Source organism: Actinobacillus suis ATCC 33415 (assembly GCF_000739435.1).
Lineage (GTDB): Bacteria > Pseudomonadota > Gammaproteobacteria > Enterobacterales > Pasteurellaceae > Actinobacillus > Actinobacillus suis.
Map to the genome: position 1 here is coordinate 1,141,565 of NZ_CP009159.1, position 12,976 is coordinate 1,154,540.

Here is a 12,976-nt window from a genome sequence, read left to right on the forward strand (position 1 = left end):
CTGCGTGTGTCTCTACAAATTTTAAAATCCTGCCTGCTTTAAAAAGTCTAAACTAAGATTACTTTTCGGCTCATCCGCCGGCTTTTTCAATAAAAACTGTTCGATATATTTGCCGACAATATCATTTTCTAAATTGACAATACTGCCGATGTTTTTCGAACCTAAATTGGTTTCTTTAATCGTATGCGGAATAATCGACACACGGAAGCTTTCATCGTCGGTATCTACTACGGTAAGGCTAATGCCGTCAATGGTAATCGAACCTTTCTCAATAATATAACGCATTAACTTTGGAGAGGTTTTAATGCGATACCACGTTGAATTATGTGCCGGTGTGATTTCCGCAATTTCACCGGTACCGTCAATATGACCCGAAACAATGTGTCCACCGAAACGTCCATTTGCCGCCATCGCGCGTTCCAAATTCACCGGACTATTCGGTTTTAATTCGCCTAATGAAGTACGTTTTAACGTTTCAGACATCACATCAGCGGTAAATTGGTTGTTTGAAAAAGACGTTACGGTTAAACATACGCCGTTCACCGCAATACTGTCGCCTAAATGAACATCTTGTAATACCTTTGTTGCATTAATCGTCACTACCGCAAACTCACCTTGTTTATGAATTTGAGCAATTTTACCGACTTCTTCAATAATACCTGTGAACATTTTTTCCTCCGCTGTTTATATCTACTCGCTCTTAGCCAGAGAGAACATCATAAAACTTCATAATCCAACAAAATATCTTCGCCGATGAGTTCGGTCGATTTCAATTTTAATTTAACCGCTTGGTCGATTTGTTGAATCCCTTCGCCGCCGATTGGGGTTTTCGCTTGTTTACCACCGACTAATTTCGGCGCGATATAACAATGTACTCGATTCACAATACCACTTTCTAACGCACTGAAATTTAAACTTGAACCGCCTTCTAATAACAGGCTGTCGATCTGCATGTCACCGAGCTTTTGCAAAAGATCTTGCAAATCTACCCGCTTGTTTCGTGCTTTACACACTAATACTTCTACGCCAAGCGATCTAAATTGTTCAATTTTTTGCAAATCGTCACAAACGGTTGCAATCACGGTGCGATATTCTTTCGCTGTTTGCACTAACTGGCAATCCAACGGTGTACGTAATTGGCTATCGCAGACAATCCGAACCGGCTGTTTCGCATTCGGCATTCGGCTATTTAGCATCGGATTATCGGCAAGTACCGTATCTACTCCAACCATAATCGCACTATATTGATGGCGAGTTTGTTGCACTCTTGCTCTTGCCGATTCACCGGTAATCCATTTAGATTCACCGGTACTGGTTGCAATTTTGCCGTCTGCCGTCATCGCATATTTCATCAACACATACGGGCGTTTAGTTTGAATATAGTGGAAAAAAATCGGGTTTAACGCATCGCATTCTTCTTTGAGTAAACCTTCCACCACTTCCACACCGGCTTGACGTAACTGACCTGCACCACGCCCCGCCACTAAAGGATTCGGATCACTTGAACCGATAAACACTTTTTTAATGCCCCGTTCAATTAATAAATCCGAACAAGGTGGCGTGCGTCCGTGATGACAACAAGGCTCAAGTGTTACATAAGCAGTCGCCCCGGAAAGATCTTCCTTACAATGTAAAATGGCATTACGTTCCGCATGCCAGCCACCAATCTTTTCATGGTAACCTTCGGCAACGATTTCACCGTTTTTGACAACTACACAACCGACAAGCGGATTGGGATTCGTCCAGCCTAAACCTTGTTTTGCCAGTGCAATGGCACGGCGCATATAGTCTAAATCAGTCATTGTTTTGAAACTATTTTAAGGGCAGAGGAAAACACATTACAGGCATGTTTACCCTAATGATGAAAAAAGCCTTGAAATCTTTCGATCTCAAGGCTTGTAAAAAAGATAGGAAAAACCACCGCTTACACGGTTATTTCATCTTCTTCCATCCAGACTATACTGTCGGTACTGGAATCTCACCAGTTCCTGCCAAACCTTTTTCGTTCGGCTCGCGGACTTTACCGCCGATCGGGAATTTCACCCTGCCCTGAAGATTATTAAAAAATTTTTGCAAATTTTGCGACTTTTGATTGTCAATGTCAAGCAAGAATTAGCGTTTATCCAATGCCATTGATAATAAAGTAATTGGATGTAAACAAGTAACATTGCTCGACATATCAATCTGCCATTTACAGGTTTCGCACTCTGAAATCACATAATCAAAACCGCCCTCATTGATATGCTCAAACAACGTACGGCCGATCGCTTGTGACGTTTCATAGTTTTCCGCTTTAAAACCGTAAGTTCCTGCAATACCACAACATTGCGATGGCAACATGACTACTTCTAACTCTGGAATTTGTTTTAACAATTCCAACGTATAAGGTGCCCAACCGGCTTTTTCCACATGACAAGCAGTATGATAAGCAACACGTAAACGCATCGGTTTAAGCGGTAATTTTCTGCCTGCTTTTTGCAATTTGTATAAGTGGCGTGTCACAATATCAATATGCGATTTCACTTTGGTATTCGGCATACCGAGTACATGGCTGTATTCTTCTTTAATATTTGCCGTACAACTTGAAGAAGTACCGATCACTTCTAACTGTTTATCCACAGTTTTTTCAAGATATTTCAGGTTAAATTCCGCCTGTTTTTTTGCTCTTTCAGGAAAACCGTTCACCATTAACGGTAAACCGCAACATTTTTCTTTTTCAAGCAAGACCACACCGATATCCAGTGCATTCATCACATCGATCACTTCTTTACCTAACTGCGGATTATTATAGTTCACATAACAACCATGGTAATAAGCGACTTGCTCTTTGAATTGCGCCTGGCGTTTCGCTTCTTTTTTCATATACCAATTACGGAACGAACCGAATGAATATTTCGGTAAGGTACGGTGTTGGCTGACTTTTAAAGTTTTCTCTAACAAGAAACGAGTCGCTTTTAAACCGGTAATCGTATTCACAATCGGTGCAAACGGGGTATTCATCGTCCCCATAATATCGGTATTACTTAATACCGCATCACGCAATTTATGAATCAACGGTTTATTTTGACGCTCAACGTGACGATTTCTTGCACGTACGATAATATCGCCGATTTTTACATCCGACGGGCAAGCAATTTCACAACGTTTACAGTTCGTACAATATTTCAAGGCTTCATCATAGAAATCTGGGCTTTTCAGGCGTAAACGCTCACCGTCCGGACCGGATTGTTTTGGTCCCGGATAAAACGGATTATTACGTGAAACCGGACATACCGCCGTACAAGCGGTACATTTCAAACAGCTTTCAAAACTTGGGTCAAAATGTTGATGAACAACCGGAGATTGTGCGCCTTGACGTGCATTTTCAATCAATTGTTGGATATTCATTTTATACCTCCGATTTGTTCTGCAACGGTTAATGCCGTTACCACAGCAACACCCGAACCACAACCTTGCTCAATGCCTTGGAAACCACCAATGACATTGCCCACCGCATATAAATTCGGCACAACTGCACCGTTTTTTTGCACTTGGCAAGCCGAGTTAATCACCACACCGGCAGATTGGTAAGGTTGAGGTGCCGCAAAGCGGTTATTTGTCCAAGTAAAGCGATCGGAACTGTCAAAATTTTTGCAACCGCAAATATCCAAATCAAACACCGGTTCTTTCACACGCTCAAATTCCGCCACAAGTCCGTTGCTAAAGAAACTGCCGGCAGCCAACACAAAATGATCTGCACTAATCGGTTCTTCTTGGTGTGATGTAGTAAAAATACGTACTACCTTATCCCCTTCAAATTCCGCTTTAACCGCTCGGTCACCGTTCATCATCATACCGCCTAATTGCTCAAAGCGTGAACGTAGCTGACGATGTTGGCGAATACCTAATAAAGACGGTGGTAACGTCGGTAATTCGAATAATGCTAAACCGGTTGCTTGTTGTAAGCTATTGAAGAAATCTTGATTATCCAAGCCGAAACAAGCCGGCAAAAATACTGCTTTCGCACTCCCTGCCGCTTGTTTAATTTCTTGCACCAGATCTTGGAAAGACAATTTATGCTCTAGTAATTGTGCAATATTTACGCTGCGAAACTCACGCGAGTTTTGACGTAAATAGTCCAACTCGGGAATATTCAAATAACCGACTGTAAACTCATAATCAGCAAACTGGCTATGTTGTTTTAAATTGTCCGCTAATAATTGCGGTTGAAAATCGTGATAGCCTTCAATTCCTAAAATGGCGACCTGTTTCTCCGCTAAGGCGGCTAAATGTTTTACTGTCGGTACGCTATTCGGCGATAACCACGTTGCACGAAGACCACCTAGCGGGGTAATGCGTTCATGATTTTGCACCGTTGAGCCTTCTAAATGTAGATTTAAACTTTGCGCTAATTGTTCGAACTGCTGCGCTTTTACCAATACTTGATCTTTGCCAAGAATGCTGTACGGATGTTCCGGCACTTGAAGTTTTAACTCATCAAGCGATTGGTAAACATTTTCGACTTTTTGACCGCTTGGTAAACGAGAAAGTAAATCCATTGAACCGGAAGAAAAATCAATTGCCGCCTGTCCGTTGTTGATAATCGCACAGCGTTTACCTTGTTCTTGAAGCGCAATCCCACAGGTTAAACCGGCGAGCCCGCCGCCAATAATCACTACATCAAAATTCATTGCTATTCACTCCCTGCTCTTCGTCCATCGGTACATCATTCAGTCCGAGTAGGCTATAGTAAATCCAGCTGGTAAATTCCGCTTCCCGCATTGCATCCCCCCATGCAATCGGTTGAATTCCACGCCAGCGCTCTTCCATAAATGAGGCTAATTGTGTGGTTGATTCTTTTGGTGTCGCCACTTTAAAACGACTCATCAGTCCTGCAGCACGACAAGCACAAAGTTCCGCTTGGCAAGTTCCCATACCGACACGAGTACGACGGCGTAAATCCACCAAATTATTCACGTTGAGTTCATCAACCGCATAGCGAACTTCACCGGCAGTTACTGCTTCACATTCACACACTAAAGTTTTATCTAAACGCTCGGTTTCAAGTAAACGCAATGCTCTGGAACCATGACGATAAACTGCAGAATGACGAATCGTATTCGGCAATGAAATAATTTTTTTACTGGTTTCTTCACGGCTTTCATTTGAACCCGGAAGCGGACGTTCCGCCGTGCTACACAAGCGGTCGGATTTATTCAATTTTTTGCAAACTAAATCGGTCGTCCATTCCGCCATCAAGCGATAAGTCATCAATTTACCGCCGGTAATCGTAATAAAACCGTCTAAACCGTCACGTTCTGCGTGATCCAGCAAGACGATACCACGGCTAACATTACGACCGGACGGATCATCATCCGTCGCAACCAGAGGCCGCACCCCTGCATAAGCACGTAACACTCGGGTATGACGTAAACTTGGTGCAAGTTTCTCTCCTTCACGGAATAACACATCCACTTCTTCCGGAGTAACCACCATATTGTCAATTTGATCATAAGGAATACGGTCGGAAGTCGTCCCGATAACACAAATGGTATCGCCCGGTACTAAAATATCGGCATTCGCCGGTTTACGACAACGGTTGATCACCATATTATTGATACGGTGTCCCATCACTAATAACGAACCTTTTGCCGGGAACATTTTGATTTTGAGATCGGCGTATTCGGCAATACCCTGCCCCCAGATCCCGCCTGCATTCACCACAATCGGCGCAAAAAATTGGCGTTTGACTTGGTTTCGATGATCAAACACATTAACACCGATAACAGTGCCACCTTCGCGAATCAAACCGGTTACTTCACAGTAAGTAAACACTTTTGCACCATTCTCCGTCGCATCCAACATATTGGAAGCGGTTAAACGGAACGGGTCAATCGAACCATCCGGCACAACCACTGCACCGACTAGCGAAGGGTTAACGGACGGCTCCATATATTTTGCAAGGTCCGGCTCAATTTCGACCGCTTCTATACCCGAATCGGTACAGGCTTGGATAAAGTTTTTCTGATAATTAAGATCATCTTCCGGTAGGGTAATGAAAAGCCCTTTTGTGTCATCTACACAATGGCGCGCGATCTGTTTGAGGATGAGATTTTCCTTAATACATTCTTCAGCCGATTCTCTATCATTTACCGCATAGCGAGCCCCGCTATGTAGCAAGCCGTGATTACGACCGGTTGCGCCGGTTGCAATGTCTCTACGCTCTAACAATACGCATTTTAAACCTCGGAGCGCACAGTCTCTTGCAATCCCCGCACCGGTTGCGCCGCCGCCGATGATAATGACATCTGTACTGATTGGCGAAAAATCTGCAACATTTTGATACATTTGAGGTGAAATGTTCATACTCAACCTCTCCCACATTTTAAATGAAATGAAACGAAACAATAAAAACAGATTTATTGTATAAAAATGAGCGTTTTGGAACAAGCAGATGAGCATAAAAGAAATCAAAAATGTGATAATGCTCACAAAGAATTTAAATTTGTTAAATTCTTTGTGGAATAGATCACAAATTTGTACAAATGTGCTTTTCTATTCATTTTGTTCGGTTATCCTGTGCGCGGTTTGTTGATAAACAAACATTTAAGCTAATCAAGGAGAAAATAATGAAATTGAAAACATTAGCTATGAGCTTACTTGCAGCAGCAGTTTTAACTGGATGTACCACACAGCAAGCCGCTGATAAATCAGCTCAGTCAGACAAATTAATCATTGCACATCGTGGAGCGAGTGGTTACCTACCTGAACATACGCTTGAGTCTAAAGCGCTCGCTTTTGCTCAACAAGCGGATTATTTAGAACAAGATCTTGCGATGACGAAAGATAATCGCTTAATTGTTATTCATGACCATTTCTTAGACGGTTTAACTGATGTAGCGAAGAAATTCCCGAAACGTGCGCGTAAAGACGGTCGTTTCTATGTCGCTGATTTCACCTTAAAAGAAATCCAAACACTTGAAATGACAGAAAACTTCAAAACAGAAAACGGTCAACAAGTACAAGTTTATCCAAACCGTTTCCCAATGTGGAAATCTCATTTCCGAATTCACACCTTCGAAGATGAAATCGAATTTATCCAAGGCTTAGAAAAATCAACCGGTAAACAAATCGGTATTTACCCAGAAATCAAAGCACCTTGGCTACATCACCAAGAAGGCAAAGATATTGCATTAGAAACCTTAAAAGTACTGAAAAAATACGGCTATGACCAAAAATCGGACAAAGTTTATTTACAAACTTTCGATTTTAACGAGTTAAAACGTATTAAAACTGAATTGTTACCAAAACTTGGTATGGACGTAAAACTTGTTCAATTAATCGCTTATACCGATTGGCATGAAACCGAAGAAAAAGATGCTTCGGGCAAATGGGTGAACTATAACTACGACTGGATGTTTAAAGACGGTGCTATGACTGAAGTAGCTAAATATGCCGATGGTGTAGGTCCGGGTTGGTATATGTTGGTGGATGATAAAAACTCAAAATTAGGTGATGTCAAATACACGCCAATGGTAAAAGATATTGCGAAAACCAACATGGAATTACACCCGTACACTGTACGTAAAGATGCGCTTCCGGAATTCTTTACTGATGTAAATCAAATGTATGATGCGCTATTAAACAAAGCGGGAGCAACCGGGGTATTCACCGATTTCCCTGATACCGGCGTACAGTTTATTAAAGGAACTAAATAAGCGTTTTTTGAGCGAAAATGAATACTAAATTTGTGAATTGCTTACATTTTTAACAAATATGTTGAAAATCTCTCATAAAAATGTGAGTGCATTCACAAATTTAGATAAATAATATGGAGTATTACTCTTTTTTCGCTAAAATATGCGTGATTGTTCGTAATCGAACGTTTTATCAATATATATCATTTGGAGTGTTTCTATGTTTGGTCCTTTTAAACCGGCTCCGCACATTGCGGAATTACCGGCAGATAAAATAGATGCAAGATATAAATTCTTACGTTGGCAAGTATTCGCAGGTATCTTCTTTGGATACGCCGCATATTATTTTGTGCGTGCAAACTTCGACCTTGCGCAAAAAGGTTTAATTGAAGCAGGTTTATATAACAAAGCTGAATTAGGTATTATCGGTACCGGCGCAGGTTTAGCTTATGGTCTTTCTAAGTTCGTGATGGCAGGCATGTCTGACCGTTCAAACCCGAAAGTATTTTTACCGTTCGGTTTATTACTTTCCGGTCTCTGTATGACGATGATGGGCTTAATGCCGTGGGCAACTTCAGGTATTGCTGTCATGTTCATCATGATTTTCTTAAATGGTTGGTTCCAAGGTATGGGTTGGCCTCCATGTGGTAGAACGATGGTACATTGGTGGTCTAAATCTGAGCGTGGTACTATCGTTTCTATTTGGAACTGTGCGCATAACGTGGGTGGTATGGTACCGGGTGCAATGGTGTTGTTAGCAAGTGCGATTTACTTTAGTAATACTGGTGAACACGCAACTGCGAAAGACGTATGGCAACAAGCGCTTTACTATCCGGGTATTGCTGCAATGATTGCTGCGATTCCAGTTTATTTTGTAATGAAAGACACGCCACAATCTTGCGGTTTACCTCCGGTAGAAAAATGGCGTAATGATTATCCTGATGACTATAATGAGGAAACAGCGGAAAAAGATTTAAGTACCAAAGAAATCTTTGTGACTTATGTACTTAAAAACAAATTATTATGGTATATCGCAATCGCTAACGTATTCGTTTATTTAATTCGTTATGGTGTATTAAAATGGTCTCCGGTTTATCTTGGCGAAGTAAAACACTTCAATATTAAAGGTACTGCTTGGGCTTATACCATTTATGAATTAGCCGCTATTCCGGGTACATTATTATGCGGTTGGGTATCGGATAAATTATTCAAAGGTAAACGTGGTTTAACCGGCTTTATCTTTATGATCTTAACCACGATTGCCGTTGTAGCATTATGGAAAAACCCAGCAACACCAGAGGCTGAATTAGCGCAATATGCAGGTAAAGCGTGGTATGAAAACCCATATCAATTGATGGACTTCATTTTAATGACTACTATCGGTTTCTTAATTTATGGTCCGGTAATGTTAATTGGTTTACATGCGCTTGAGTTAGCACCGAAAAAAGCCGCGGGTACATCAGCAGGTTTCACCGGTCTATTCGGTTACTTAGGTGGTACGGTTTCTGCATCAGCAGTTGTTGGTTGGGCAGCAGAATATTATGGCTGGGACGGCGGTTTCTACGTGATGATTGCTGGCGGTGTGTTAGCTGTGTTATTAATGCTTATCGTAATGCTTGAAGAAGGTAAACATAAAGCAAAATTAGGCGACCACTACGGTAAATAATTAACTCGCTTACAAAAGGAAGAACAATTGTTCTTCCTTTTTTTCATCCTAAAACCACTATTTGTCATCAATTTGCCATATAACTAAGGTTAACTAGCTACTAACTTCCTTAACCAACAACATTAAATAACTGGAGAATCATATGAAATTATCAAAAATTGCACTTACGTTAGGCTGTTTATTTATGACTTCTATCAGTGTTGCAAATCAAAGCTGCCTCTCTCCATACGCAGAAGCATTACCTAAATATGAATATACTTTAAACAAAGTAATGGAGGTCAATGGTCGCCAAGGTGTCACCACTGACGGTAAATATCTCTATGTATCTGGTTCAGCGTCGCTCGCCAAATATGATTTAAACGAGAAGCTCATAACTGAAAACAAAAAACCGTTTATCGGTTATCAAAAAGAAGCCAATCATATCGGTGATATCGATATTTATAACAATGAATTATATATTTCCTCCGAATGGTTTATGGACGGTGTTGGTAAAAATATCCAAATTGCCATTCATGATTCGGATAGCTTAGCATTTAAGAGATCTGTAGATTTTTATCCGGAGTCGGGGCAATTAGAAGTCTCGGCAATTACGGTCGATACCGTCAATCATAGTGTTTGGATGGCATCTTGGGTTGGAGAAGAAAGTGGTCGCTATTTATATGAATATGATCTTGATAGTGGCAAATATAAACGCAAAGTCCATTTACAGCCGGTTCCGCAATGGATTCAAGGTATCTTCGCCCATGAGGGAAACTTATATCTGACTGCAGATGATGGAACTGCCGATGAGAAAGAACACGATCACTTATATCGTGTAGAACTTTCTGCTAAAAATAACGAAGCTCGAGTTGTGCTAGAGCGTACCCTTGATGATGTGAAAGATTATGGTGAAATTGAAGGACTCGTAATCAATCCAAAAAGTAAGCAACTGATTGTACATGCTAATCGCGGCAAACAAATCGTATTAGGAATGCCGAAAGGTTTTTACCCGGGATATGATCGTGAAATTAGTGAACTGTATTTTTATCAAATGACGCCTAGATGCCAATAATCATTTCTGTTTTTCCCATTTCTTATAAGGAAATAATCCGAGATTATTTCCTTTCTTTTTTAACTTTAATCAAATTTTTTCTTGTTTTTCCAAATTTCACCCCCATAATGGAAAAATTAATATTTTGATAGAACATTTAAGAAGAGAGCAAATTCATGGCACCAAGAAAAAAGAAAGCAATTGAGTTACCGCTACTTCCGTTACGTGACGTAGTGGTTTTTCCTTATATGGTTATGCCGTTATTTGTAGGGCGAGAAAAATCGATTCAAGCCTTACGTGCAGCAATGGATAGTAATAAACAATTATTCCTTGTAACTCAACAAGATCCTAATAAAGAAGAACCAACAACTGCCGATGTATATGATGTTGGTGTAATTGCCAATATTATCCAAATGCTAAACCTTCCGGACGGTACGGTAAAAGTACTCGTTGAAGGTCAGCAACGTGCCAAAATTGAACATATTCACGATGATGAAAACGGCTTTTGGGCTGGTGTACAAGTTATCTCATCGGAATTTGATGAAGAAGATAGTGAATTACAAGCAATCGCAAAAGCAACACTTAATGAATTTGAAAATTACGTAAAAAATAATAAAAAGATTCCGGCTGAAATTCTACCTAAATTACAAAAAATCACTTCGGAAGACCGCTTAGCCGATACGATTTCTTCAAACCTCATTGCGCCGGTTAAGAAAAAACAAGCGCTACTTGAAGAAGCAAATCTTATCGCTCGTTTTGAAGCGTTATTAGTTGCGATGGCGACGGAAATGGATTCTCTGGAAACAGAAAGCCGAATTCGTAATCGTGTTAAGCAACAAATGGAAAAAAACCAACGTGATTACTATTTGAATGAGCAAATTAAAGCAATTCAAAAAGAATTAGGTAATGGTGAAGATGCCGAACAGAGCGAATTAGATAAACTTAAAGAGAAAATTGATGCAGCTAAATTACCGGTAGAAGTAAAAGAAAAATTAGACGGAGAATTTAAAAAATTAAAAGCGATGCCGCAAAGTTCTTCTGAAGCAACCGTAGTACGCAGTTATATTGACTGGATTTTGCAAATGCCATGGCATAAAAAATCTGCGGTCAAAAAAGACTTAGCGAAAGCTCAAGCCGTATTGGATAAAGATCATTACGGGCTCGAAAAAGTTAAAGAACGCATTGTGGAATATCTTGCGGTACAAAGTCGCTTAAATAAACTCAAAGGTCCAATCCTTTGTTTAGTTGGTCCTCCGGGCGTAGGTAAAACCTCGCTTGGTCAATCTATCGCTAATGCGACCGGACGTAAATATGTCCGTATGGCACTAGGTGGCGTGCGTGACGAAGCGGAAATCCGTGGTCATCGCCGTACTTATATCGGTTCTATGCCGGGTTCATTAATGATGAAAATGGCAAAAGTCGGCGTGAAGAACCCGCTATTCTTGCTCGATGAAATCGACAAAATGGCGCAGGATATGCGTGGTGACCCAGCGTCTGCATTACTTGAAGTGTTAGATCCGGAACAAAATAAAGCGTTTAACGATCATTACTTAGAAGTTGATTATGATCTTTCTGATGTCATGTTTGTCGCAACATCAAACTCGATGAATATTCCACCGGCACTACTCGACCGTATGGAAGTTATTCGTCTTTCCGGTTATACCGAAGATGAAAAAATGCACATCGCACGTGAACATTTAATTGCTAAGCAGCAAGAAAATAACGGCTTAAAAGCAGGTGAATTAAGCATTGAAGACAGTGCGATTTTAAGCATTATTCGTTACTACACTCGTGAAGCCGGTGTGCGTGGTCTTGAGCGTGAAATTGCGAAAATCTGTCGTAAAGCGGTTAAAACTTTAGTGCTAGACAAGAAAGTTAAATCACTGACTGTAACAGAAGAGAATATTGCGGATTACTTAGGTGTAAAACGTTTTGATTACGGCAAAATGGATAACCAAAACCGTGTAGGTGAAGTAACCGGTTTAGCATGGACAGAAGTTGGCGGCGACTTACTAACGATCGAAACAGCATCAGTAGCAGGTAAAGGTAAATTCTCATTTACAGGTTCATTAGGCGATGTAATGAAAGAATCTATCCAAGCGGCAATGATGGTGGTGCGTGCAAGAGCTGCTCAATTAGGTATCGCAGATGACTTCCACGAAAAACGTGATATTCACGTACACGTGCCGGACGGTGCAACACCAAAAGACGGTCCAAGTGCGGGTATCGCAATGTGTACTGCATTAATTTCGAGCTTAACCGGTAACCCTGTTCGTAAAGAGGTAGCGATGACCGGTGAAATTAGCTTACGAGGTAAAGTATTACCAATCGGCGGCTTAAAAGAGAAATTACTGGCGGCACACCGTGGCGGCATTACCACCGTGATTATTCCAAAAGACAATGAAAAAGATTTGGAAGAAATTCCGGAAAATGCAAAAGCGGCATTAACAATCCATGCGGTCGAAACAATTGATGAAGTATTATCAATTGCATTGGAAAATCCGCCAATGGGGATTGAGATCATTCCGGCAAAATCTCAAACGATTAAAGTGAAAAAATCTCGCTCAAAAGCGGCAATTCAATAAATTTATCGTTTAAAGTAAA

General features: G+C 40.8%; 9 protein-coding genes and 1 riboswitch. Of the genes, 4 read left to right on the forward strand and 5 right to left on the reverse strand.

Features of this window, described 5'->3' with window-relative positions; genetic code table 11:
* Positions 1-21 precede the first annotated feature (21 nt).
* The 5 genes from ribE to glpA all read right to left on the reverse strand — a co-directional run bounded on the left by ribE (position 22) and on the right by glpA (position 6,345).
* Positions 22-669, reverse strand: coding sequence for a riboflavin synthase (gene ribE / locus ASU1_RS05195; protein ID WP_014991741.1), 648 nt, complete (start codon positions 667-669; stop codon positions 22-24).
* 47 nt (positions 670-716) lie between these two features.
* Positions 717-1,802 (reverse strand): bifunctional diaminohydroxyphosphoribosylaminopyrimidine deaminase/5-amino-6-(5-phosphoribosylamino)uracil reductase RibD, encoded by a 1,086-nt coding sequence (gene ribD, locus ASU1_RS05200; RefSeq protein WP_014991742.1) that lies wholly within the window; start codon positions 1,800-1,802, stop codon positions 717-719.
* Between the two features lie 133 nt (positions 1,803-1,935).
* A riboswitch (FMN riboswitch) is annotated at positions 1,936-2,061 on the reverse strand.
* Positions 2,062-2,112: 51 nt separating this feature from the next.
* Positions 2,113-3,387, reverse strand: coding sequence for an anaerobic glycerol-3-phosphate dehydrogenase subunit GlpC (gene glpC / locus ASU1_RS05205; protein WP_014991743.1), 1,275 nt, complete (start codon positions 3,385-3,387; stop codon positions 2,113-2,115).
* Entirely contained in the window at positions 3,384-4,670 is a 1,287-nt protein-coding gene (gene glpB, locus ASU1_RS05210) for a glycerol-3-phosphate dehydrogenase subunit GlpB (protein ID WP_014991744.1), read from the reverse strand. Before glpB ends, glpC begins: the two co-directional genes overlap by 4 nt.
* Positions 4,660-6,345, reverse strand: a complete 1,686-nt coding sequence (gene glpA, locus ASU1_RS05215; RefSeq protein ID WP_014991745.1) for an anaerobic glycerol-3-phosphate dehydrogenase subunit A — start codon at positions 6,343-6,345, stop codon at positions 4,660-4,662. Before glpA ends, glpB begins: the two co-directional genes overlap by 11 nt.
* A gap of 263 nt (positions 6,346-6,608) precedes the next feature.
* On the opposite strand from glpA, the gene glpQ reads away from it, so the two are divergent.
* The 4 genes from glpQ (at position 6,609) to lon (ending at position 12,957) form a co-directional block, all read left to right on the forward strand.
* Positions 6,609-7,697, forward strand: coding sequence for a glycerophosphodiester phosphodiesterase (glpQ, locus tag ASU1_RS05220; protein ID WP_014991746.1), 1,089 nt, complete (start codon positions 6,609-6,611; stop codon positions 7,695-7,697).
* A gap of 199 nt (positions 7,698-7,896) precedes the next feature.
* Positions 7,897-9,342, forward strand: a complete 1,446-nt coding sequence (gene glpT / locus ASU1_RS05225) for a glycerol-3-phosphate transporter (RefSeq protein WP_014991747.1) — start codon at positions 7,897-7,899, stop codon at positions 9,340-9,342.
* Between the two features lie 142 nt (positions 9,343-9,484).
* Positions 9,485-10,393, forward strand: a complete 909-nt coding sequence (locus ASU1_RS05230) for a hypothetical protein (RefSeq protein ID WP_014991748.1) — start codon at positions 9,485-9,487, stop codon at positions 10,391-10,393.
* Positions 10,394-10,548: 155 nt separating this feature from the next.
* Complete coding sequence (gene lon, locus ASU1_RS05235) at positions 10,549-12,957, forward strand: endopeptidase La (RefSeq protein WP_014991749.1); 2,409 nt, start codon at positions 10,549-10,551, stop codon at positions 12,955-12,957.
* The last annotated feature ends 19 nt before the right edge of the window (positions 12,958-12,976 follow it).